This window comes from Candidatus Protofrankia datiscae (genome assembly GCF_000177615.2).
In the GTDB taxonomy this organism is placed as follows: domain Bacteria; phylum Actinomycetota; class Actinomycetes; order Frankiales; family Frankiaceae; genus Protofrankia; species Protofrankia coriariae.
Map to the genome: position 1 here is coordinate 1,067,837 of NC_015656.1, position 22,886 is coordinate 1,090,722.

General features: G+C 70.9%; 19 protein-coding genes. 11 read left to right on the top strand and 8 right to left on the bottom strand.

What is annotated here, in order from left to right; genetic code table 11:
- Positions 1 to 22: 22 nt before the first annotated feature.
- Positions 23 to 559: a hypothetical protein gene (locus FSYMDG_RS04460; protein WP_013872394.1), complete on the top strand. Its 537-nt coding sequence runs from the start codon at positions 23 to 25 to the stop codon at positions 557 to 559.
- Positions 560 to 779: 220 nt separating this feature from the next.
- On the opposite strand, the gene FSYMDG_RS04465 is transcribed toward FSYMDG_RS04460, so the two are convergent.
- Entirely contained in the window at positions 780 to 1,799 is a 1,020-nt protein-coding gene (locus FSYMDG_RS04465; RefSeq protein ID WP_043602949.1) for a tryptophan--tRNA ligase, read from the bottom strand.
- A gap of 429 nt (positions 1,800 to 2,228) precedes the next feature.
- Between FSYMDG_RS04465 and FSYMDG_RS04470 the strand changes: the two genes are divergently transcribed.
- Entirely contained in the window at positions 2,229 to 3,437 is a 1,209-nt protein-coding gene (locus FSYMDG_RS04470) for a hypothetical protein (protein ID WP_013872396.1), read from the top strand.
- A 258-nt stretch (positions 3,438 to 3,695) separates the two neighbouring features.
- Here FSYMDG_RS04470 and FSYMDG_RS04475 read toward each other — a convergent pair whose 3' ends face one another.
- Complete coding sequence (locus FSYMDG_RS04475; protein WP_013872397.1) at positions 3,696 to 5,204, bottom strand: helix-turn-helix domain-containing protein; 1,509 nt, start codon at positions 5,202 to 5,204, stop codon at positions 3,696 to 3,698.
- A gap of 285 nt (positions 5,205 to 5,489) precedes the next feature.
- On the opposite strand from FSYMDG_RS04475, the gene FSYMDG_RS04480 reads away from it, so the two are divergent.
- Genes FSYMDG_RS04480 through FSYMDG_RS04485 form a run of 3 tightly spaced genes read left to right on the top strand, consistent with a single transcriptional unit; the run spans position 5,490 to position 8,448 of the window.
- Positions 5,490 to 6,851, top strand: a complete 1,362-nt coding sequence (locus FSYMDG_RS04480) for a M16 family metallopeptidase (protein ID WP_013872398.1) — start codon at positions 5,490 to 5,492, stop codon at positions 6,849 to 6,851.
- Positions 6,848 to 7,039 carry a hypothetical protein gene (locus FSYMDG_RS25785; protein ID WP_013872399.1) on the top strand — a complete coding sequence of 64 codons (192 nt, stop codon included), beginning with the start codon at positions 6,848 to 6,850 and terminating at the stop codon, positions 7,037 to 7,039. Before FSYMDG_RS04480 ends, FSYMDG_RS25785 begins: the two co-directional genes overlap by 4 nt.
- Complete coding sequence (locus tag FSYMDG_RS04485; RefSeq protein ID WP_013872400.1) at positions 7,036 to 8,448, top strand: M16 family metallopeptidase; 1,413 nt, start codon at positions 7,036 to 7,038, stop codon at positions 8,446 to 8,448. Before FSYMDG_RS25785 ends, FSYMDG_RS04485 begins: the two co-directional genes overlap by 4 nt.
- A 234-nt stretch (positions 8,449 to 8,682) precedes the next feature.
- Here FSYMDG_RS04485 and FSYMDG_RS23975 read toward each other — a convergent pair whose 3' ends face one another.
- Together FSYMDG_RS23975 and FSYMDG_RS04495 are read right to left on the bottom strand one after the other, a co-directional pair.
- A complete protein-coding gene (locus tag FSYMDG_RS23975) occupies positions 8,683 to 9,699 on the bottom strand; it encodes a GAF and ANTAR domain-containing protein (protein ID WP_237702992.1) in 1,017 nt (338 codons plus the stop codon).
- Between the two features lie 198 nt (positions 9,700 to 9,897).
- Entirely contained in the window at positions 9,898 to 10,137 is a 240-nt protein-coding gene (locus tag FSYMDG_RS04495) for a mycoredoxin (protein ID WP_013872402.1), read from the bottom strand.
- Positions 10,138 to 10,231: 94 nt separating this feature from the next.
- Between FSYMDG_RS04495 and FSYMDG_RS04500 the strand changes: the two genes are divergently transcribed.
- The 4 genes from FSYMDG_RS04500 to FSYMDG_RS04515 all read left to right on the top strand — a co-directional run bounded on the left by FSYMDG_RS04500 (position 10,232) and on the right by FSYMDG_RS04515 (position 15,724).
- Positions 10,232 to 12,484 (top strand): ATP-dependent DNA helicase UvrD2, encoded by a 2,253-nt coding sequence (locus FSYMDG_RS04500; RefSeq protein WP_013872403.1) that lies wholly within the window; start codon positions 10,232 to 10,234, stop codon positions 12,482 to 12,484.
- Positions 12,485 to 12,714: 230 nt separating this feature from the next.
- Positions 12,715 to 12,984: a hypothetical protein gene (locus tag FSYMDG_RS04505; protein ID WP_013872404.1), complete on the top strand. Its 270-nt coding sequence runs from the start codon at positions 12,715 to 12,717 to the stop codon at positions 12,982 to 12,984.
- Between the two features lie 237 nt (positions 12,985 to 13,221).
- A complete protein-coding gene (locus FSYMDG_RS04510; protein ID WP_013872405.1) occupies positions 13,222 to 13,497 on the top strand; it encodes a WhiB family transcriptional regulator in 276 nt (91 codons plus the stop codon).
- Positions 13,498 to 13,900: 403 nt separating this feature from the next.
- Complete coding sequence (locus FSYMDG_RS04515) at positions 13,901 to 15,724, top strand: alkaline phosphatase family protein (RefSeq protein WP_013872406.1); 1,824 nt, start codon at positions 13,901 to 13,903, stop codon at positions 15,722 to 15,724.
- Between the two features lie 136 nt (positions 15,725 to 15,860).
- On the opposite strand, the gene FSYMDG_RS04520 is transcribed toward FSYMDG_RS04515, so the two are convergent.
- Positions 15,861 to 16,607 carry a hypothetical protein gene (locus FSYMDG_RS04520; protein ID WP_013872407.1) on the bottom strand — a complete coding sequence of 249 codons (747 nt, stop codon included), beginning with the start codon at positions 16,605 to 16,607 and terminating at the stop codon, positions 15,861 to 15,863.
- A gap of 407 nt (positions 16,608 to 17,014) precedes the next feature.
- Here FSYMDG_RS04520 and FSYMDG_RS04525 point away from each other — a divergent pair, with 407 nt between their 5' ends.
- Positions 17,015 to 17,290: an SCO4848 family membrane protein gene (locus tag FSYMDG_RS04525; RefSeq protein ID WP_013872408.1), complete on the top strand. Its 276-nt coding sequence runs from the start codon at positions 17,015 to 17,017 to the stop codon at positions 17,288 to 17,290.
- 317 nt (positions 17,291 to 17,607) lie between these two features.
- Here FSYMDG_RS04525 and FSYMDG_RS04530 read toward each other — a convergent pair whose 3' ends face one another.
- Complete coding sequence (locus tag FSYMDG_RS04530; protein WP_013872409.1) at positions 17,608 to 18,885, bottom strand: cytochrome P450; 1,278 nt, start codon at positions 18,883 to 18,885, stop codon at positions 17,608 to 17,610.
- 61 nt (positions 18,886 to 18,946) lie between these two features.
- Entirely contained in the window at positions 18,947 to 20,158 is a 1,212-nt protein-coding gene (locus FSYMDG_RS04535) for a cytochrome P450 (protein ID WP_013872410.1), read from the bottom strand.
- 386 nt (positions 20,159 to 20,544) lie between these two features.
- Between FSYMDG_RS04535 and FSYMDG_RS04540 the strand changes: the two genes are divergently transcribed.
- A complete protein-coding gene (locus tag FSYMDG_RS04540; protein WP_013872411.1) occupies positions 20,545 to 20,892 on the top strand; it encodes a sulfurtransferase in 348 nt (115 codons plus the stop codon).
- A gap of 52 nt (positions 20,893 to 20,944) precedes the next feature.
- Here the strand turns inward: FSYMDG_RS04540 and FSYMDG_RS04545 are convergent, their stop codons facing one another.
- Positions 20,945 to 22,882 (bottom strand): ABC1 kinase family protein, encoded by a 1,938-nt coding sequence (locus tag FSYMDG_RS04545; protein WP_013872412.1) that lies wholly within the window; start codon positions 22,880 to 22,882, stop codon positions 20,945 to 20,947.
- Between the last annotated feature and the right edge of the window lie 4 nt (positions 22,883 to 22,886).

Consider the following 22,886-nt stretch of genomic DNA (forward strand, 5'->3'; position numbering starts at 1 on the left):
CTGAGCATGGAGAAGCCGTCACGTGCTGACCAGAGAGCGCATTCTCGGCCTGTTCGCGGAGTTGAACGACGAACTCCGCCGGGTGGGGATCCGCGGTGACGTCTTCATCGTCGGTGGTGCCGCCATGACTGTCGCCTACGACGCTCGACCGGCCACCAGGGACGTTGACGGAATCTGGCATCCGTCCACCGAGGTTCGCGCGGCCGCGGCACGGGTTGCCGCCCGTCATGAGGACCTTGAACCGGACTGGCTGAACGACGGAGTCAAAGGTTTTCTGCCGGGTCGTGATCCGGGGCATTCCGTCGTCGTCTACGATAACGATCACCTTACTGTGTCGGCTCCGTCTCCCGAGTACCTGCTGGCGACGAAGCTGCTGGCGAGCCGGGTCAGCCGCGACGAGAACGACATCATCAGGCTGTACGACCTGTGTGGCTTCTCCAGCGCCGACGAAGGCCTCGATCTGATCGAACGCTATTACCCGGGTCGGCCGGTCGAGGCGAAAGTGAGGTTCCTGCTCGAGGAACTGCTCACACCCGACGCGGCTGCGGACGAGCACTGAGGTAGCCGGCCGCGCCGCACGCCTGGTGAATGTCACGAGCCCTGCCGCGCTCGGCCCGACTGGAAAGGTGGGGGAACAGACGGTCGCAGTAGCGACCGTCTGTTCCCCCACCTTCCTGATTCGACCGTGATCTGACGCGACGGGTACTGCCGCCGTGTGACGGTGAGTCGGCACGGTTGCCCGGGTTGTCCCGCGCCTCGTGCCCGCGCGGGACGCCGGGTCAGTTGATGCCGATCGCTCTGCGTATCTGTTCCAGGGTGGGAGCCGTCCGCTTACGGGCTTTTTCCGCTCCCGCGGCCAGGAGCGCGTCCAGTTCGCTGCCGGGCGCCATCAGGGCGTCGTAGCGTTCGCGCAGTGGGCTGAGCTGTGTGTTGAGGACGTCGAACAGCTGGTTTTTCAGCTCGCCCCAGCCCATGCCGCCGGCCCGCAGGCGTTGCCGGGTGTCGGCGACGATCTCCGGGGTGGCGAACTGCTCGAGGATCTGGAAGACGTTGGAACCGTCCGGATCCTTGGGCTCCTCCACCGGGGTGGAATCGGTGGGAATACGGCGGACGAGTTTCTTCAGCTGCGATTCACCGCAGAACAGCGGAATAGTGTTGTCGTACGACTTGCTCATCTTCCGGCCGTCCAGGCCGGGCAGGGTGCGCCCGGTCTCGGCGTCGGGCACGATCGCCTGTGGAATCTTGAGTCTGAAGCTGTCCCCGTAGACGTGGTTGAAAGAGCCCGCAATGTCGGCGGCGATCTCCACGTGCTGCATCTGGTCGCGCCCGACCGGCACCGCGTCGGTACCCATGATCAGGATGTCGACCGCCATGAGGACCGGGTAGTTGTACAGGCCCATGTTGATCCCGGCGTCGAGATCCGCCCTGCCCGCTTCCTGGTTGCGGTCCCGCGCCGCCTTGTAGGCGTGTGCCCGGTTCATCAGCCCCTTACCGGTCAGGCAGCTGAGGATCCAGGCCAGTTCCGGGATCTCGGGGATGTCCGACTGCCGATAGAAGACCACCTGGTCCGGGTCGAGGCCGGCTGCGATCCACGTTGCGGCCACCGAGCGGGTGTAGTGTCGCAGCAATTTCGGATCACGGACCGTGGTCAGCGCGTGGTAGTCCGCGATGAAGTACATCGCCTCGTACTCCTCGGCGAGCCGCAACGCCGGTTTGATGGCGCCGACATAGTTGCCGAGGTGCGGTTCACCGGTCGGCTTGATTCCCGTCAGGGAAATTTTGACTGGGGATGCGGACATCAACCTCACATCTTCTCCGGGCTGCCCTCAGAATACAGCTCGTGGTGAGCGTCGGCCGTGACGCCCGTCGCCGGGTCGTGTGAGGTGGCCGGCGGGCGATCCGACGAGCTTCCGACGAGCTGAGGCCGCCTCCCGGCGGGGCTCCCGGCGGGGGGCGGCGGCCCGCGGCCGCGGGGCGGGCACACGGTCGCGGGCCGCCGGCGTCAGGCGGGCACCGGCTCGACCTTCGTTCGTCATGCCTGGTCGTCATAGGCGGTGGGTCCGACATCCTGGCCGACACGCGCGCCCTGCGTGACGGGACATAGTAGAATTTCGTAAGCAAAATGTGTATAGCACGCAAGTCGGGTCGCAGGTCGGGTCATCGGTCGAGCCGCCGTCGCCCCGACGGCCCTGGTGAGATCGTTCCGGACGTGTCGGGGGTGAAGGGACATGCCGGATTCGGCCATTCTGGACGTGCCGATCGGTCTCATTCTGGTGTTCGCCATCGGGAGTGTGGCGGTCTCCCGTATCAACGAGGTCGTTTTCGGGGTCATGGCCTATCGCGGCCGGCAGCTCGAGACCGAACTGCGGCGCCTCTTCGGTGACGGCCCGGTGGACCGGACGGGAACAACTCCCGACACCAGTCTGACCGCGCAGCTTCTCGACGGCTCACTGCGTGGCCTGCGTACGGGCGGCCGGAGGAATGCCGTGCCCGATCTGAGAGACGCCTTGGGGCAGACCGGCGCGTGGCGCCGGGCCCGGCAGTTACGCCTGCCGTCCTACATCCCGTCCACCGCCTTTGCCCGTGGTGTGCTCGACATGCTGGAACCGCCGGTGCGTGTCCTGCTCAGCCGGATGGACACGGCGGCGCTTCCCGACAGCGCCCGCGACGCCTACCGCGACGCGCATCATTCGCTCACCGACACGACGGCCGCGGCTCTGGCCGAGGCCATTACCGCGGCTCCGTCGGCGTCCGAGGAAAACCGCAAACTCGCCATCTCGATAGCCGGGCTCGCCGGTCCGGAATCCGTCCGGCCGTTATTGGAGGAGCTGGACAAGCTGCCGGAGAACGCGCCCCTACGACTGGCGCTGACCGGCATAGCGACCCGTGCGGGCCATGACCGTGACCGGATCGTCGCCGAGATCGCCGCCTGGTACGACGACACGATGGATCGGCTTTCCGGTTGGTACAAGCGGCGCGTCCAGCGTTTTCTTATCGTCTACGCGCTGCTGGTCACCCTGGCGCTGAACCTGGACGCGATCGCGCTCACCAACGCGCTGTGGGAGAACCGGTCGTTGCGCGCGGCCGTGGTCGAGGCCGCGGTCACCCAGGTGAACTCCGCCCCCGTCAGCACGGGTACCACCGTGACCAGCGCGGACACCCCCACGACGAACAACTCTGAGGACGCGGCGAACCAGGCGGTACAGGCCATCCGGGACGCCGGTGCGCTGCATCTGCCGCTGGGCTGGACCGATGCCGGCTCCGACAGCGCGGACCCGCGGGCGGTTCCCGATGACGTCGGCGGCTGGGCGCTGAAAATTCTCGGCTGGTTGTTCACCACGCTCGCGCTCTCCCTCGGCGCGCCGTTCTGGTTCGACCTGCTCGGACGGCTGGTCAACATGCGTAGTACGGGGCCGAAGCCCGTCCCCATCGCCTGACCGCCGCGCCGCCAGCGGTGACGTTGTCGCAAGAGCCGGTGGCCTCCACCATGACGGGCCATCACATGACGCCGCTGCCCGGTGACGCTGCCATCTGAGGGCGTTGCCATCTGAGGGCGTTGCCGCCCGGCGATGCCGGTGACGAGCGGGCCGGGGCCGGCCCGGTTGGCCGTCGCAGCAGGGGAAAACGGGCACCCCGAGGGATAAGCGGGTATCGGGGGATATGGCTTGCGGGCACAACCCAGCGGGCACGACCCGTCAGTCGGCTGTCGGTGTCGGTGAGTGCGGAGGGTGGGTCAGGCCGGCGCGTAGGACGAGCTCGAGTTCGAAGCGGACGTCCGGGTCGTCCAGGCTCTCCCCGAACAGGGCGCGTAACTGGCCGAGCCGATAACGGACCGTCTGCGGGTGCACCTGGAGTTCGGCGGCGATCCGGGCGCGTTGCCCCCGCAGCCGCAGCCACAGCAGCAGCGTCTGCGCCAGCCGGGTACGGGCCCGGGCGGGCAGCCCGTCCAGCGGGGCGAGCCGGCGGCGGGCGAGATCGGCGAGCAGTTGCGGATCCCGGGCGAACAACAGCCCGGGGAGATGGTCGTCGGTGAACAGCACCCCGCCGGGGCCGGCGGGTACGCCCGGCAGCGTCCCGCTGTCCCGGGCCTTGCGCGCGAACGCAGCCCGCGCCGCGCTGGCGGACGCGTCCCGCCACGGAACGGCCTGGCCGACGATCGCGTCGAGACCGGCCAGCGCCCGCTCAAGCCAGCCCCGCCGCCCGGGACCGGCCGGGTCTGTGACGAACACCCAGGTGTCCTCACCCTGGATGGTGCGAGGTGTGTCCGGCGGCAGCACCAGGTGGGGGAGGCTGTGGTCGACATGCCGGTCGGTATGCCGGTCGACACGGTCGTGGGCCGGGGCATCCACGCGCCCGGCCGCACCGGCCCTGTCAACGCCGCGAGCGGTGTCGACGGCACCAGCCGTGCCGGTCCCACGGGCCCCGTCGCCGCCGCGAACTGCGTCAACAGCCCCGCGGACTTCGTCAACGATGGCCCCGTCCCCGTCCCCGTCCCCGTCCCCGGTGCCGGTGCCGGTGCGTGCCGGGGCGCCGGCACCGGCACCGGCGGCGTTCCGGCGGCTGCCCGCGGAGCCGGGGAGGAGAACGGCGGCCACGACGTCGGGCAGCCGGTAGCGGGCTGCCCGGGCGAGTTGCTCGATCGTTGCCGGGTTTCCCCCGGACAGCATCAGCTCGCCGAGCCGGTCCCGCAGGCGGCCGCGTTCGCTGGCTGCCTCGGACTGCTCCTGGGCGTAGCCCTCTGCGCTGGCGGCGGAGATCCGGTCGATGTAGGCGAACATCGTTTCGGCCAGCGACACCAGCCCGGCGGCGTCCAGCCCGCCGCGCCGCGCCGCCTCGGCGAGCCGTCGCCAGGCCACCCGGGCGCCCACCCGGTAGGCGCCGAGAAGGGTGTCCAGCGAGCGTCCGGAGCGGAACTCGCCGCGTCCCAGCCGGACGTAGATCTCACGGCTGGCCGCGAGATCGGGCGGTCCGCTGGAGTCGGTGCCGACCACGGTGAGGAAACGCAGCAGCGCCTCTTCGACTCCCTGCCGGACGCCGCGGCCGAACGAGCCCTCCAACGGGCGCGCGTACGACGGCACCTCACGCGCGATGGCCGCGATCAGATCATCGCCGAGGGTCGCCAGCTCAAGCCGCAGGATGTCGGCAAGATCGGAAGGAAGATCGGAAGGCAACTGTCCGTCTGGAACAGTTTTCACGGCGTGCACCCCGCTTCGGACGAACCCCGGGTCGTCGAAGTGCTCCGGTGAGCATAACCCGGACTCATCGGTGACGATGCGGGAGCAGCCTGGCGATGGCTGTGGAGTCCCGTCGCTCTCCCGCTGGAGAGAGGCCCGTCAGGCTCCCGCCGGGAAGCCGCCGGGAACCCCGGTGAGGGCCCGCGCCAAGGCTCTGGTCGGATTCGCCGGAAAGGCGGGATCAATCCGGGATCGCCGTGGCCGCAGGCACCGTAACCGGCGATCCTGTGGCGCGGATCATCGAGTACCCGGACCATGACAGGCCCGGCCGCAGTAGCGTTGCCAACCGTGCCCCCTCGTACCGAGACGAATACGACCGCCGTCCTGTTGCCGGCGCCCTCCTACCCGGTGGAGAAGACCTCCCTGGCGAACGGGTTGCGCGTCGTGCTGGCTCCGGATCGCACGGCGCCCGTCGTCGCCGTGGCTGTCCACTATGACGTGGGATTCCGCTCCGAGCCGGAGGGACGGACCGGCTTCGCGCACCTGTTTGAACATCTTATGTTTCAGGGCAGTGAAAATGTCGGAAAGGCCGAACACGCGAAGTACGTGCAGGCCGCCGGGGGCATATTCAACGGATCCACACATCCGGACCACACCGACTACTACGAGCTGCTGCCCTCTGGCGGGCTGGAACGCGCGCTGTTCCTCGAGGCCGACCGGATGCGCGCGCCCCGGATCACCCGGGAGAACCTGGACAACCAGATCGCGGTGGTCCAGGAGGAGATTCGGGTGAACGTGCTGAACCGGCCCTACGGCGGGTTTCCCTGGATCACGCTCCCGCCGGTCGCCTTCGACACGTTCCCCAACGCCCACAACGGCTACGGCGACTTCCACGAGCTTGAGGCGGCGAGCCTCGACGACGCCGAGGACTTCTTCGACAAGTACTACGCACCGGGCAACGCCGTCCTGACGGTGGTCGGTGACTTCGACGTCGACACCGCCCTGGGGCTGGTCCACCGCTACTTCGACGACATCCCGGCCCGGCCGGTGCCCGTCCGCCCGAGTTTCGCCGAGCCGGTGCGCGCCGAGGAGCGGCGGTCGGTCCTCACCGACCCGCTTGCGCCCCGCCCGGCGCTCGCCGTCGGCTACCGCGTCCCCGATCCCCTGGCCGATCTACAGACCTTCCTGGCATACGACGTGCTCACCCACGTCCTGTCCGCCGGTGACGCCAGCCGGCTGGAGCGCAGGCTCGTCCAGAAGGACCGGTTGGTGATCGGTGTGAGCACCTATCTCGGCACGTTCGGGGACCCGTTCGACCAGCGGGATCCGCTGCTGCTCACCCTGGAGGCCCGGCATCCCGCGGAGTCGACGCCCGAGGCGGTCCTCGCCGCGGTGGACGAGGAGCTCGACCGCGTCGTCACCGACGGTCTTCAGCCCGGTGAGCTCACCCGGATACAGGCCCGGATCGCCTCCGGCCTGCTGCGCGAAGCCGACGACGCGCTCGGGCGCGCGCTGGCCCTGGCCACCTTCGAGCTGCACCGCGGCCGACCCGAACTGATCAACGAACTGCCCGCGCTGGTGGGGGCGGTGACCGCGGAAAGCGTGCAGGCGGCCGCCGCCGGCCTGCACGCCCAGGGCCGGGCGGTCCTGGAACTGCGCGCCGGTGCCGCCTCGTGACCCCCACGGGCATCATGATCCCCGCTGACGCGGCGGCTCCCGCGGGTGCTGTGCTCTCCGCGGATGCCGTCGACGGGGCGGGTACCGTCACCGCCGCGGGCACCGCCGCACCCACGGCTACCGCCGCACCCACGGGCACCGTGCGCCTGCCGGGCAGGCTGTCATCGCAGAACAGGAGGTCGCGGTGAGCGCCGCAACCATTGGGAAAGCATCCGGCGGCACCCCGGCGGCCGGGACGTCGCTGTCCGTCATCCCGCCGGTGGCCGCCACCGTGGCGGCCGAGCTCCCCACGGTGGCCGAGCGGACCCTGCCCGGTGGCCTGCGGGTGCTGGTGGTCCGGCGGACGACCGTGCCCCTGGTGGAGGTGCGACTGCGCATCCCGTTCACCGGCCTGGGCGCGGCCCATCAGGCACGCGGTGAACTGCTCGCCGAGACCCTGTTCACCGGGACGCAGCTGCGCGACCGGGTGGAGCTCGCCACCGTCGTGCAGTCCCTCGGCGGCGCGCTGTCGACCTGGGTGGACGCCGACCGGCTCGCGATCGTGGGCTCCGCGCTCGCGACCAATCTCGTCCCGCTGCTGGATCTGATCGCGGAGGTGCTGACCGGCGCGACGTACCCCAGCGGCGAGTTCACCGGCGAACGCGACCGACTGGTCGAGGAAGCCACGATCGCCCACAGCCAGCCGGCGTTGATCGCCCGGGAGGGCCTGCTGCGCCGGCTGTACGGCGACCACCCCTACGGCAGCGAGACACCGGCACCGGACGTGGTGTCCCAGGTGACCGAGGCCGACGTGCGGACGCTGCACGCCGCGCGCGTGTCACCGGTGGGCGCGGTGCTGACGCTCGTCGGCGACGTGGAGCCGCAGGCCGCGCTCGAGCGGGTGGAGGCGGTGCTCGGCGACTGGCGGGGGACGGCCGCCGACGCGGTACCGCCGCTGCCGGCCCTGCGCACCGGCCCTTTCGTGATCATCGACCGGCCTGGCGCGGTGCAGACGAACATCCGCATCGGTGGCCCGGCGGTGGACCGTCACCACCCCGCCTATGCCGCGCAGCGGCTGGCCAGCACCGTCTTCGGTGGCTACTTCAGCTCGCGGCTGGTGTCGAACATCCGGGAGGACAAGGGCTACACCTACTCGCCGCGCAGTTCGCTCGACTACCCGGTCGCGGGCTCCCGGTTCACGGTGACCGCGGACGTGGCGACCGACGTGACGGGCCCCGCACTGCTCGAGATCTTCTATGAGCTCGGCCGGATGGCACTGCTGCCGGTGTCCGACGAGGAGCTCGACGCGGCCCGCCAGTACTCGGTCGGGACGCTGGCACTGTCCACGGCGACCGGTGTCGGGCTCGCCTCCACTCTGTCGGCGTTGGCCGGCGCGGGGATCGGCGTCGAGTACCTGCACGACCATCCCGCGGCACTGGCGAAGGTGACACCACAGGACGTGCTGGAGATCTCGGCGCAGGTGCTCGCGCCGAGACGGTTGGTCACCGTCTTGGTCGGGGACGCGGAGAAGATCACCGCTGAGGTGGGAGCCATCGCCGAGACCGCCCCCGAGGTCATCGGCGCCACCGGGGCCGCCAGCGAGGCTGCCGCCACCTGAAACGGCCGGTCTGAACCGGGGATCCCCGTCGGTCCCGGTCCGAACCGGGCTGATGGGGGCCACCCGGTCGGCTCATGGCCGGGCCGGGGGCGCCGCTGACCTGGCGGGGCCCCGTCCAGCCTGGCCCGGCTGGTCCCGGAACCGGGTCCGTGGCGTTCCGGGAGCCGTTCACGACAGCGGCTGATGACGGCCCCCGGCCGGCCGGCCGCCGCGACCGGCCCGCTACCGGTGGGATCAGCGGCGGGACGGGTTGGCCCGTGGCGGCGCAGGCCGGGGAGCGCCACCGCGGCCAGCCAGCTCCCCGGGCAGAACCGTGCGCGGGTCGGAGACCGACTCGACCACCTGCCGGGCGAGGTCGTGCACGCGCCGTCCCATGCCGCGGGCGGTCCGCCGCAGCCGCTCGAACGCATCCCTGGGCCGCAGCCGGTGGCGTTCGGCCAGTATGCCTATCGCCTGCTCGACGATGACCCGGGAGGCGAGCGCGTGCTCCAGCTGCACCACCGACAGCCGCAACTGCTCGATCTCGGTGAGCTCGTGATCGGGACGCCGGGGCCGGCCGGGCGGGGCAAGGTCCTCGGCGAGCAGGTCGGCGAGCACCATCGCGGAGAGCAGGTCGCCGACCGGCCGGACCTCGCCCGCCGGGCCTTCCACGATCCATCCGACCGTGGCCCTGCGCAGGCGCAGTTCGGGACGGCTGATGGGCGACGGCCCGGTGGGCGCGGCCGCGGCCGTGGGGCCCCGGACGGCCGTCCCGCCCGCGGCCGCTCCCGGACCCGCGGGCCGGGCCGGGGCACCGCCTGACGGCGCAGCCGGCGTCGGCGTCGGAGTCGGCGTTGACGGCGGCTCACGGCGTTCGGTCTCGCCGCGTTCGGCTGTCTCGTCGCGTTCGGCCGTGCCGATGACGACACCCAGGGCGTCAGCGATGCCTCGCAGCAGTGTGACCGCGAAGGTGGGGACGGTGACGCGCTGCCGGTCGAGCCCGACGAGCAGACCGTGTAACCGTCCGTCGCCGTCCACTACCGGCATGGTGACGTAGCTGCGGACTCCCAGGCGCGACGGTTCGTCCGTCCCCGCGAACACGGGGTCGTTGCCGACGCCCGCCAGGGTGACGGGCGCGCCGTCGAGCACTCTCGTGCTGACGGTTTCGCTTCGGGGCAGCGTCAGACCCGCGTCGAGGCCGGGCAGGGTCCCCGCCGTCCGCTGATAGGTCGCGGTCGAGCCCGACAGGACCACGAAACCTGTCGCTTCCATCCCATGGATGGCGCCCGCGGCCTGCAGTGCGGCATCGACTGCGCTCCACGTACGTGCTGAAGGTACTGACGACACAGCCCGAACTCTCCCACAAACTTCACGGGCAGTGACGGAGACCGTCCCTCGATCAAGCTTCACGGGCTCAAGTCGGCACGCAACCGCTGCTCTGTTACTGCTCTCTGTCGCTCTGAGTATCCGTTATGCGGCAGAAGAGGTCTTCTCGGTGACCTGGCGCAGGCTTGGGTTCGTCAGCGCGGTGCCATCCTCGAAGACGACGGTGGGTACGGTTGCGTTGCCGTTGTTGACGGCCCGGACGATCTGCTCGGCCTCCGGGTTCTGCTCGATGTCGATCGTTTCGTACGGGATGCCCGCCTGGTCGAGCTGACGCTTGAGACGGGCGCAGTAACCGCACCACGACGTGGTGTAGATCGTCGGCACGAACGGTCCCTTCGGTGGCTGTGACAGAACAAATCTTCATAACCGCGGCGCGGCCCGGTCGCTTCCCGTCGGTGGCGGCGGCTACCGTTCCCCCATGGTGCGTGCGACCGTCGACGACCCGGTGTCGGACGCGCCGTTTCAGGGCGGTGCGGGCGAGTCCGGGCAGTGGCTGGTCGAGGCGCTCGATCCGGAGCAGCGTCAGGCGGTGCTCGCACCGGTCGGCCCGGTCTGCGTGCTGGCCGGTGCGGGCACGGGCAAGACGCGGGCGATTACGCATCGGATCGGCCATCTGGTGGCGTCGGGTGCCGTCCCGTCCGGCCAGGTGCTTGCTGTGACCTTTACCACACGCGCTGCCGGGGAACTGCGCGGCCGGCTGCGGACGCTCGGCGCGGACGGCGTCCAGGCGCGCACCTTCCACGCGGCCGCGCTGCGGCAGCTCGGCTACTTCTGGCCCAGGATCGCCGGGGCCGCACTGCCCCGGCTCGTCGAGAGCAAGATCGCACTGGTGGGCCGGGCGGCGAGCCGGGCCCGGCTGGCACCGAGCCGGACCGAACTTCGGGACCTCACCGCCGAGATCGAGTGGGCCAAGGCCACCCTGCTCACCCCCGAGCAGTACCCGGCGGCCGCCACCGCGGCGGGGCGCGAGACGACGCATCCGCCCGAGGTGATCGCCCGGCTGTACACCGCCTACGAGCAGGCCAAGCGGGAGGCGGGCGTGCTCGACTTCGACGACCTGCTGCTGCTGACCGCCGCCGTGATCGAGGAGCACGGCTGGGTCGCCGAGGAGCTGCGCTCCCGCTACCGCCACTTCGTGGTGGACGAGTACCAGGACGTCAACCCGTTGCAGCAGCGCCTGCTCGACGCCTGGCTCGGCGAGCGGGACAGCATCTGCGTGGTCGGTGACGCCAACCAGACCATCTACTCGTTCACCGGGGCGTCCCCCCGCTACCTGTTGGACTTCCCCCGGCGTTTCCCCGAGGCCCACGTGGTCCGTATCGTGCGGGACTACCGCTCCACCCCGCAGGTGGTCGGGCTGGCCAACCGGCTGGTCGCGCGGGTCGGCACCGCCGGCACGCGGGGTACGCCGGGAGGCTCCTCGGCGCCGGGAGCGCAGGGGACACATGGTGTGGCGGGGGCTGTGCTCGCGGCGGCCCGGCACGAGCCGCCGCGGCTGGTCGCGCAACGCCCGGACGGCCCGGCCCCGACGTTCACCGAGTTCGACAGCGAGCCCGAGGAGGCGGCCGCGACCGCCCGCCGCATCCGCGCGCTGCTGGGCGCCGGCGTGCCCGCCAGCGAGATCGCCGTGCTGTACCGGGTCAACGCCCAGTCCGAGGCGTACGAGACCGCGATCGCCGCCGCCGGCATCCCGTACCTGGTCCGCGGTGGCGAGCGGTTCTTCGAGCGGCCGGAGGTTGCCGAGGCCGTCCAGCTGTTGCGGGCGGCCGCGCGGTCGGCGGACACCGACCGGCCGGTGGGGCTGGTGGCCGAGGTCACGGAGGTCTTCGCCGCGCTGGGCTGGCGCGGCGGTGACCCGCCGAACGGTTCGGGCGCGCAGCGGGAGCGCTGGGAGAACCTGGCCGCCCTCGTGCGCCTCGCCGAGGCCCTGGTGGCCGCCGACCCCGGCGCCACCCTCGACCACTTCGTCGCCGATCTCGCTGACCGGGCTGTCCACCAGCACATCCCCACCGTCGAGGGGGTCACGCTCGCCTCCCTGCACGCGGCCAAGGGCCTGGAGTGGGACGCGGTTTTCCTGGTCGGCCTGGCCGAGGGGACGCTGCCGATCATCCACGCGCAGACCCCGGCACAGATCGAGGAGGAACGGCGCCTGCTCTACGTCGGCGTCACCCGGGCGCGGGAGCGGCTGGCACTGTCGTGGGCGCTCGCCCGCCACGAGGGCGGCCGCAGGTCCCGCCGGCCGTCGCGCTTCCTCGACGGCCTGGCGCCCCGTTCGGCGTCGTCGGCGGGCAGGCCGGCGGGTGGGCCGGCGCATCCGGGTGTGGACGGCGCAGGCGCCCTGCGTTCCCGCGGCCGCGCCGCGGTGCGCTGCCGGGTGTGCGAGCGTCCGCTGGTGGGCCAGGCTGCCCGGGCGGGCAGGTGCGACGGCTGCCCGGCCAACATCGATCAGGCGCTCTTCGAACGGCTGCGGGCCTGGCGCTCCGCCCGGGCCAGGGAGCAGAGCGCGCCGGCCTTCGTGGTGTTCACCGACGCGACGCTGATGGCGATCGCCGAGCACCGGCCCACGTCCGTCGCCGAACTGGTGGGCATCCCAGGGATCGGCCAGGCCAAGCTCGACCGCTACGGCGAGGACGTGCTTGCCCTGGTAGACGGGCGGGAACCATCCGGTTGACGTCCCGTCGTCCGCCGTCAGGATCCCCGGTTCCCCGGAGCCGTGTCGGCCATAATACTTTCAGCTACGATACTGACTGTATTGGTTACAAAGAGTGCTGGTTTGGAAGCGCGAAAAATAGGTTGCGATCGCCGCGGCCGACTTCTACGGTGCTGATGAGCGCTGAGCGTGCCTGACCTGCGCCCGACCTGCACGTCAGGCCCGGCCCGAACGCGAAGGAGGTGGTCCCCATGAGGATGCTGGGGATCGTCGCCGCGTTCGTGTGGCGGGTATACCCGCCCGGCCTGCGTGGTGTGGTCCGTCCGGTCGCGGCCGTCCCCCTCGGGAGCGCACCCGCGTCCGTCGCTTCCGAGGCCGCCCGTGGGTTCGCCGACGATCCGCGTCGAATTCGCGCAGCCGCCGCGCATCACTCCCTGGCCACGGACGCCCGCGCCCAGGCACCGACGATGCGCAAGGCGCTGTATGTCCCGGGTCCGTCCCGAGGTCTGCTCCTGGCCTGACCGGCCACCCGAGCGCCGACCAGGGCCGCGGATCCCCGACGGGAACCGCGGCCCTGATTGTTTTTCGACCCGATTCGCCGGACGGCCGGACCGACCAACCGACCGAACCAACCGAATCACCGAACCAACCGAACGCCCGGAGCGACATTGACCGAATCGGCTGTCCCGGTCGAACCACCCCTGACCGATTTCCTGATCGATTCCTTTCCTTCTCCTTCAGTGCCGGAGGTGACACCGGTGTTCGACCCCTCGATCGTCGCCCGGATCGAGCGGGACCAGCTGGCGCTGCCCTGCTGGGACGTCGACCCGGACCTGTTCTTCGCGGAGTCCCCCGAGGACGTCGAATCCGCGAAGGCGGTCTGCGTCGACTGCCCGCTGCGGCACGCCTGCCTGGCCGCCGCTCTCGACCGGTGCGAGCCCTGGGGCGTGTGGGGTGGCGAACTCGTTGCCACGGGCACCGTCGTCCCGCGCAAGCGTCCCCGCGGCCGCCCCCGCAAGAACGTCGCCGCCTGACGACCGCGGCCCGCATCCCACATCGGATGTCCCGGGGCTGCCACCGGAGCGCTCCCATCCATCCGGCGGCAGCCCCGGGATGCCGTCCGACAGGCATCCGGTAAACATACGGATGCCATATGCGGAAATCTGTACGAACAGTACCGAAATTAATACGTCAGTTTCTGGGACACCGCCGGCCACGTCCCATCCTGGTCGAGAGAGTGAGGGTGGAAATGGCTGCCCTGGCGACCGTTTGTTCCCGCGTTCTCATGGTTCGACAGTGTTTGATGTCGCGACAACATTTGTTGTCGATTTGCTGTAGCGACAGCCGTGACAACCATGTCGAGCGGGCATGTCGAGCGGGCATGAGATGTCGACATGTGTTCCCGGCGGGGGCGGATGGTGCCGGTAGTGTTCGGTTGTGCCCAGCAGCAAGCCCGTCCAGCCGGCCCAACTCGGCGCGCCGGGGGTTTCCGGCGCCGTGGACACCGCCGTCGAGCCACCGGAGGCCCAGGCCGTCGACGACGGCCACACCCGGTATGACGGCGTCCGCCCACGCCACCCCGGCGACGCGCCCGCCGGCCTCACCGGCGATGTGCTCCTCGAGCCTGCTGACGATACGTCCACCGGGCATCCCGCCGGGCGTCCTGGTGGCGTGCCCTTTCGCCGGGCCGGCGGTGGTGAGGTGGCCGCGGCGGTCGCGGTCCTCACCGCACCGGAGCTCGCCGGGATCGTGGACCTCGTCGCCTGGGTCGACGACGGATGGCTCCACGTCGCGAACGCGGACGGTGCCTCGCGGCTGTCGCTGACCATCGGCCTCGACAGCCCCTGGGAGGTGCTGCGCGGGCGCGACCCGGTGGCCGTGCGGGACCCGATGCACGGAGTTCCGTTGGAGCAGGCGCTCAGGGACCCCTCGCCGCCGAACGCCCGCAACTCCTACCCGCTCGCCGGGGTGCGGCTCGCGTCCGTCTTCGCCGATCCGGCCCGCTCGCCAGACGTCGTCGTCGTGCACAGCGCGGCACATCACTGGCCGGAACGCGGCGGGCATCTCGGCGAGCACGGCTCGCTGGACGCCGGCCAGTCCCGGGCGCCGCTGCTGCTGTCCGGCGCCGGCGTCCACGGACGGGGGTCGCTCGACCGTCACGCCCGCGTCGTCGACGTCGCGCCGACCCTGGCCTACCTGGCCGGGGCGTCCATGACAGGTCCGGATGGGGTGCCCGGCGGCGCGGCCGGCCCGAGGGGTCTGCCCGGCTTGGACGGCTTGGACGGCTTGGATGACCTGGCCGACCTGGCCGGGCCGGATGTCGACGGCCGGGCTCTGGCGGAGCTGTGCGCGCCCGGCGCCCGGCATGTCGTCGGCCTGCTCTGGGACGGCGTGAACTGCAACGACCTGCTGGCCATGGCCGGCGCCGGCGAACTGCCGGCGGTCGCCCGCCTGCTGGCCCGCGGTGTTGCCCTTACCGGCGGCGCGGTCGCGGAGTTCCCCAGCGTGACCCTGGCGAACCACACCAGCGCGCTCACCGGCGTCGGCCCAGGGCGGCACGGCATCCTCAACAACGCCTACTTCGACCGGGAGACCGGGCGGCGGATCGTCGCCAACGACGCGTCCACCTGGCATCGGGCCTGCGAGCAGCTGCGGCCGGGGGTGCGAACGGTGTTCGAGGCGATCGCCGCGGCCCGGCCCGGGGTGTCGACGGCCTGCGTCAACGAGCCGATCGACCGGGGCGCGACGTATTCGACGTTCGGGCTGGTCCGGGCGATGAACAGCACTGCCGGTGCCGGCGGGCTGGGCGAGCATCTGCCGTCCGCCGCGGACGACCCGCACGCGACCCAGGAGTGGGTCGCCGCCGACCCGGACTACGCCTGGTCGACCCAGGTGGACGCGCTCGGCCTGGCGCAGATCCGCCAGCTGTGGGGCGAGCAGGCCGCCGAGCCGCCCGCGTTCACCTGGTGGAACACCACGGTGACCGACACCGGGCATCACGGTGGCGGGCCCTACTCGCCGCAGTCCCGGGCGTCGATGGCCGACGCCGACCGGCGCCTCGGCGTCTTCCTCGACCTGCTGGAAGCTCGTGGCCTCGCCGACGACACCGTCATCCTGCTGACCGCGGACCACGGCAGCGAGGGCGCCGACCCGTCCCGCACCGGCGACTGGGACGCCGCCCTGCGCGCCGCCGACATCCCCTTCCGCGACGAGGCCTACGGCTTCCTCTACCTCGCCCCCTCCACCGCCACGGACACCTGACCGAACGTCGGCGCACGACCTGGTCAGGGCGAGGTCAGGCCGGTGACTCCAGGAACGCTGCCGAAGCGGGCGGCCGATTCCTGACCGTGTCGGCGCGTGGACGTAGGGGATCCGGCCGAGCGTGCGGAACCTTCGCTTATGACCCAGGTACTGGCTCAGACGACCGCTGTGGCGCAGGTACTTCCGGGACCGGTCGGCTGAGCAGGAGGCGGGGTACGCGGCTCCGCTCCTGGATCCATGCCTGGACGTCGGAGTCCAGGTAGCCGGCCACGCGTAGCAGGTCGGCGTGCATCTGCTCCAGCGGCCGGTTGCGGATCGGTTCGTGATGCGCGATGCGGTTGCGGAGGCGGTTGCGGAGGCGGAGGCGGAGGCGGAGGCGGAGGCGGACAAGTCTGTTGACCGGGTCGTAGACGGTTGCGCGCCGGGCGGGGCGAAGGCCCGGGAAAGCGTGGCGGAGCGCGGGTGTCCAGAGGGACGTCTCGTAGCGTCGGGACAGGAGGTAGCGCCAGAAGCCGAAGGTCAGCTCGGCGACGACCCGGCCAGGAGTGATGACTCTGCTGTCGCGTCGGAGCCTGGACCTGGCGTCCGCGATGTCCTGGCGTCCGCGGGCTTCGAGGATTCTGGCCGGATCGTCCCACCATTCGCTGGCCTGGTGCCGGTGCGAGTGCCATGCCGTGAGCTGGTCATGAAGTGCGTTGCGCAGCACGACCTCGAGCAGGCCCAGGACCTCGTGGAAGCCGGCGCTGGCGGCACTGTTCCACTCGTAGAGGGCAACCGCGCTGACGATGTCACCACCGCATGCCTGTTCGTATGGGCCGAGACGTTCGGGGCTCAACCTGTGGCGGAGCCAGGAGGCATGGGACGGGGACAGAGGATTGGACATCGGTGCACCGGTCTTCTAAGCTTTCGACAGAGACCTCGGATGACCTCTACCGCTTGGGCGGCAAGCCACCGGGGTTCTGTCTGTTCTGGTGAACAGCGCGGCACATGCTCATAGGCGGCTGCGGATGGTGATATCTACCGGTCACACCTTATGGCGGTCAGCGTGTCCGAACTCGCACTCCCATCAGGAGGCCACGGCTGTCCGCGGATGTCAGGCTGGTGGGTGCTCTGTCGAAGCGGGCTTCGTGGTTCCTGATCGCGGTTGGTGTGTGGACGGTGGGTGATCTGGCCGAACTCGTAGAGCATTCACTTGTAACCTAGGTACTGGTCCCGCTGGGTGTGTCTATCTTCACGTAGTGTGATGGCTCTGGGGCGGCTCGTCCGCCGGTGGGGTGCGAAGCTGGACGGGTGACTCTCTCGAAGCGCGCGTCCTGGTTCTTGATCGCCGTCGGTGTCTGGACGTGGGCGATCTGGCCGAACTTCCTTCGGAACATATGGAAGGATGATCGTTCCTGGGGCGACGGACCGACCGGCTTCTTCACCGTCCACCTGGTTCTGACCGTCGTCTCCCTCGCGATCGGCTCGGCGGTCGGCTGGCTCGGCATCCGCGGCGCCCGCGCGGCCCGCCAGCGCGGCACCGGTGATGCCGCCCCGTCCAAGCAGCTGATCAATTCGGGTCGTTGACACAGCGAAGACGGCGGCGGTCCTGAAATGCTTACGTCGCCCGAGAATCCTCTAGACCAGAACGTCATCGGCCACCATGCGACACTGATCATCCTGTATGCGGGGTGAACTCGCCATCGGCACTCCGTGAAGCGGATGTCCAGCGCGGCCCGGTCCGCGCGGCGGTCCAGCGTCCCGTGTCGGGACGGGATAGGCGTCGGCTCCGGATTCGACCGCTTGCGGCTTATGGTCCGGGCTGTCATCCCGGCGTGGGGACCTCCGGCCAAGGGGCCGGTGCCCGCCGGCGTGTCGCGCGTTCACCGCGGCGGGAGGCGGCGCTACGGCACCGCCGCGCTGCTCTGCTGCTCGAAGCGGGCCGGGAAGCTGGCGATGCCGCGCAGGACGAGGTTCCTGCGGTAGGCGAGGTCGTCCGCGAGAGGCGTCATCGTGATTCCTCGCCGGATGAGCTCACGCAGCACGATCTCCATCTCCAGGCGTGCGAGCGGTGCGCCGAGGCAGTAGTGGATGCCGAGGCTGAACGTGAGATGACGTTTCGCGGGGGTCTGGCCCGCGTACCGGGTGATGTCGAATCGCTCGGGGTCGGGGAACGCCGCCGGGTCCCGGTTGGCCGAGCCGAAGAGCAGCACGACGCCGTCGCCGGCGCCGAACGTGTGCCCGGCGAGCTGCGCCCGCTGGTGGGCGAGACGGGTGGTCATGTGCACCGGCGAGTCGTAACGCAGCATCTCCTCGACGGCGGGCGCCGCCAGCTCCGGGGCGGACCGGAGCAGGGCGTACTGGTCCGGGTTACGGATCAACGCCAGGATGCCGTTGGCGACCAGATTGACACTCGTCTCGTGTCCGGCTACCAGCAGCGTGACGCAGGTCGCGAGCATCTCGTTCTCGGTGAGGATGTCGCCCTGTTCCTCGACGGCGGCGAGTCCGCTGATCAGGTCGTCGGCGGGTTCGGCGCGACGCCGGGTGATGAGGGCGCGAAAGTAGGCCACGAACTCGCGGGCGGCCTGGGAGCGTGCGTCACGCTCCTCGGGCAGCAGGAGCGGATCGGGGTCGAACCCGCGGGCGAGCGCCCCCGACCAGCGCTGGAGGTTCGGGTGGTCCTCGGCCGGCGCGCCGAGCAGTTCGGCGATGATGGTGAGCGGCAACGGGTAGGCCAACGCGGTGATCACGTCGACCTCGCGGGCCTCGATGATCGCGTCGAACAGGTCGGTGACGAGCCGCTCGATGCGGGGGCGCAGGTCGGCCACTGTACGCGGGGTGAACGCCTTGCTGACCAGCCCGCGCAGCCGGGTGTGGTCGGGCGGATCCATCCAGAGGAACGAGGTTGGCAGGTCGAGCTGGTCGACGCCGGGATGGAACAACTCGGCCTCGTGGGCGTGGCTCCAGTTGTTGTCCTGGAGAACGGCCGCGCAGTCCTGGTAGCGGGTCACCAGATGCACACCCAGCGGAGTGGGGAAAAGCGGGTCGGCCGCGCGGGCCGCGGCGTACCAGGGATAGGGGTCGGGCCAGTGCTCGGGGCTGAACGCGTCGAAGACGGCCCGCGGCACGTCGGCGCGAGAGGTGGCGACGTCCGGCTCGATGTCCGTTTCGTGCGCGCTCACTGGTCTCCTCGGAATGCGGTGGGCCGGATGCCGTGGTGGCCGGTCGGCGGCCAGTCGATGGTCAGTCCCGGAGGCGGACCGGAAGGGTGTCCAGCCCGTGGATGGCGACCGTGTCACGCCAGACGGGTTCGTCGGTCAGGGAGAGCCCGGGGGCGCGGCGCAGGAGGGTGTCCACGGCGATCTGGGTCTCCAGCCGGCCGAGGTGCGCGCCGAGGCAGTAGTGGAGCCCCTCGCTGAACGAGAGGTGGCGCGGCGCGGGGGCGCGGCCGGCGAACCGGGTGATGTCCAGACGCTCCGGATCGGTGTACACGGCGGGGTCGCGGTTGGCGGCGGCGGTCAGGACGACGATGCCGTCCCCCCGCGCGAACGTGTGCCCGGCCAGTTCCCGTTCCGCCAGCGCGACCCGGTGGGTGAACTGTACGGGCGGCTCGTAGCGGAGCAGTTCGTCGACAGCAGGCGCCGCGAGACCGGGATCGGCGAGCCAGAGCGCGATCTGGTCGGGGTTGCGCAGCAGGGCCACGACACCCTTGCCGATCAGGTCGGAGATGGTCTCGTACCCTCCGATCAGCAGCCCCACGGCCAGTCCGAGCGCCTCCCGGCCGCTCAGTTCGCCGCGGTCCTCGGCCGCGCACATCCCGCTCAGCATGTCGTCGCGAGGATTCTCGCGACGCCGCGCGAGTAGCGCCGCGAAGTACGCCTCGAACTCCCGCATGGCCTCCGGCCTGCGCGCCAGGCTCTCGGGCGACTGCAGGATGTCCGGGTCCGTGCCGCGGACGATCTCCAGCGACCACTTCTGGACGGCCGGGTGGTCCTCGGGCGGGATGCCGAGCAGGTCGCCGATGACGGTGAGCGGCAGTGGCCGCGCGAACGCCTCCATCAGGTCGACCTCACCGGCCTCGATCGCCGTGTCGAGCAGCGTGTTGACGAGATCTTCGATCCGCCGCCAGAGCCCCTCGGTGTTGCGCGGGACGAACGCCCGTTTGACCAGCCCTCGTATCCGCGTGTGGTCCGGCGGGTCCATCCGCAGCATCGACCCCGGCACATCGTCGGGAACCACTCCTGGCCGGAAAGGGTTGATGCCCGCCTCGTAGCCGTGGCCCCACAGCGCGTCCGTGAAGACCGCCGAGCACTCCTCATAGCGCGTCGCCATGAGAATGTCCGGCCTGATCGGGTACAGCGCGGCGAAATCGCGGACGGCCGCGTACCGCGGGTAGGGGTTGGAGCGGTGCGCGGGATGAAAGGCGTCGAAGACAACCTGCGGCGCAACGGACACGTCCACATCCCTCTCTCGGCACGGGTGCCACGAAATTATCCTGCTGGAATGCCGCGGTCACGGTCTCCGCCGGCTGCCGGCGGATGAACATTCTTCGAACTAATCCGGTGACGATGCCGATGAAATGCTCACATGAATTCCGGTGCGCCGCAAGGACGCCTATGGCGCCATCGGAAAAACAGATCGCCGGCGTAACGTCCGGAGGCGCGAATCCCGGGACACGTCGAGAGCGCTGAGGGGGAGGCTCCTCCGGCGGTGATCGCAGACGGTCCTGCCGCTGCGAGCCGTACGGGTCGGGCTGTTCGGGTGAGCGGAACTGCCGTCCGGCTGGGCCGGGGCGCGGCCGGTGCCCTTTACGGTCGGTTGATACGCCGGGTGGCCGATTGGTGTGCGATGTCATACTGGCGGGTGTGTCGCGACCGCTCTCGCCGCTGATCGATGCCGCCGCGCTCGCCGCGCGCCTCGGGGATCCCGCGTTGCGTGTCTTCGACGCGACCGCGCACATCAGCCGCCCGCCCGGCGTCAAGGGGCTTCAGGTGGCCAGCGGACGGCCGGACTACGAGCGTGCCCACATCCCCGGGGCGGCCTTTGTCGATCTTGCCGGTGAGCTGTCGGACCCGGACGCGGAACTGCCGTTCACGCTGCCCGACGCCGAGCGTTTCGCCGCCGCGGCGGGCCGGCTGAGCATCGGCACTGACAGCGAGGTCGTCGTCTACGCCCATCTGCCCGGCTGACCGCGTGCTCTGGCTGGCTGCGGGTGTGTTCCGCGGGGCTGCCCCGGGCGGCTCAGGTGCTGTCGGGGGCAGCCGCGGGCGGAGTGTGAGCGGCTGTGGTGTGAGTGACGGAGTGGGCGGCGTCGTCGGGCCGGCTGTTGTCGGGGACCACCGCGCTGGAGACGGCCTGCTCGCCGGTGGCGTCGCGGGGCCTGGGCGGAGCTGGGACCTTCGGCTGCTTCGGCTGTCTGGCCCGTTTCGGCTGTCTGGGCGGGGCGCCGGTGTCGGAGGACGGTGTGCGTGGGGCGGGCGCGCTGGCTGGGCCGTCAGCCGGGCGGCTGACCAGGTCGTCGGCCAGGGGCGGCTGCGTGGTGGGGCGGCGTCGCTGCCGCGTCGTTGCAGGCCGTGACGAATCGGGTGCGCTGTCGCCATCCCCGCGATCGACGCCGACCCTGCCATCGCCGTCTCTGTCGTGATCGTCGCTGGTGCTGCGGTCGTCGATGTCGGCTGTTGCCGAGGGCTGCGGTATCACCACCGGGGCGTCCGGCGGCCCGTCCGGTAGCCGTGGCGGGACGAACAGGCCCTGCGAGGACGTGGACGCCAGCGGCCTGATCATACCGGCGCTCATTTCGACGGCGAGCCCCGGCAGCTTGCGCCCGGGCCGGTTCGCCCGGGCCGCGTGCTCGGCCGCCGCCGATCCGGGCTGGGCGAAGCCGGGCTGCCAGTACTCCATCTCGGCGCGGAACGCCCCCACGCTGCCGAGCTGGCAGAGGATGCCGATCGCGCCCAGGGTGACACGGTGCATCAGCAGATAGGAGGGGGGCAGGTTGAGCAGGCGGCCGAGTTGGGCCGCGGGGGAGCGGGGGTCGCCCAGCCGGACGGCCTCGCCCCGCAGCCAGTCGCGGGAGAAGCGGAACGTCTCGGTGGCGACGGGCTCGAGGAGCGGTACCAGGTAGTCGAGGAGGTCCGCCGGTTTCATCTTCACCGTCGGCAGGATGAACCGCTCCGCCCGCAGGCCTGCCAGGACCGCCTCCCCGTTGCCGTCCAGCGCCAGCCGGCTGAGCCGGCCGACGGGTTCGGGCAGCCCGTCCGGGAGACGGTTGACCGCGCCGAAGTCCAACACGCCCAGACGGCCGTCCGGCAGCAGCCGGAAGTTGCCGGGATGCGGGTCGGAGTGCAGCAGCCCGGCCCGCGCCGGGCACGAGTACAGGAAACGCACGAGCAGCAGCCCGGCCCGGTCACGTTCGGTGTCCGTGCCGCTGTTTATGATCGTTGACAGGGGTTTGCCGTCGATCCACTCCGTGACCAGCACATGGTCGGTCGCGGCGACGGCGCTGGGCACGTGGATGTCGGGGTCGTGATCGAACGCCTCGGCGAAGGCCGTCTGCCAGGCCGCCTCCAGGCGGTAGTCGAGCTCCTCGAGGATGCGCTCCTTCAGCTCGGCGACCAGCGGCTTGATGTCCAGACCGGGGGCGATGGCGCTGAACAGCCGAGCCGCGCGCCCGAGCTGGGTGAGGTCGCTGAGCAGCGCCGGGCCGACGCCCGGATACTGGATCTTGACGGCGACATCTCGGCCGTCCGCCCACACGGCGCGGTGTACCTGGCCGATGCTGGCGGCGGCGGCCGGCGCGTCGTCGAAGCTGCGGAAGTTCGTCTGCCAGTCCGTGCCGAAGTCGCCGGCGAGCACCCGGTGGACCGAAGCCGCGGGCAGGGCGGGCGCGGTGTCCTGGAGCTTGGTCAGCGCCGCCCGGTAGGGCCGGGCGATCTCCTCGGGCAGTGCCGCCTCGAAGACCGACAGTGCCTGCCCGAGCTTCATCGCGCCGCCCTTGAGCTCCCCGAGGACGCGGAAAACCTGGGCGGCGGTCCGCTGCTGCAGCTCCGTGGCGACGATCTCGGCGGGGCGCCCGCCGAGTCGCTTACCTGCGCCGATCGTGGCCCGTCCAGCGAAGCCGAGAGGGAGGCTTGCCAGCTTGGCGGTGCGGACGACCGCGCGTTTTGGGATTTCGGACACAACT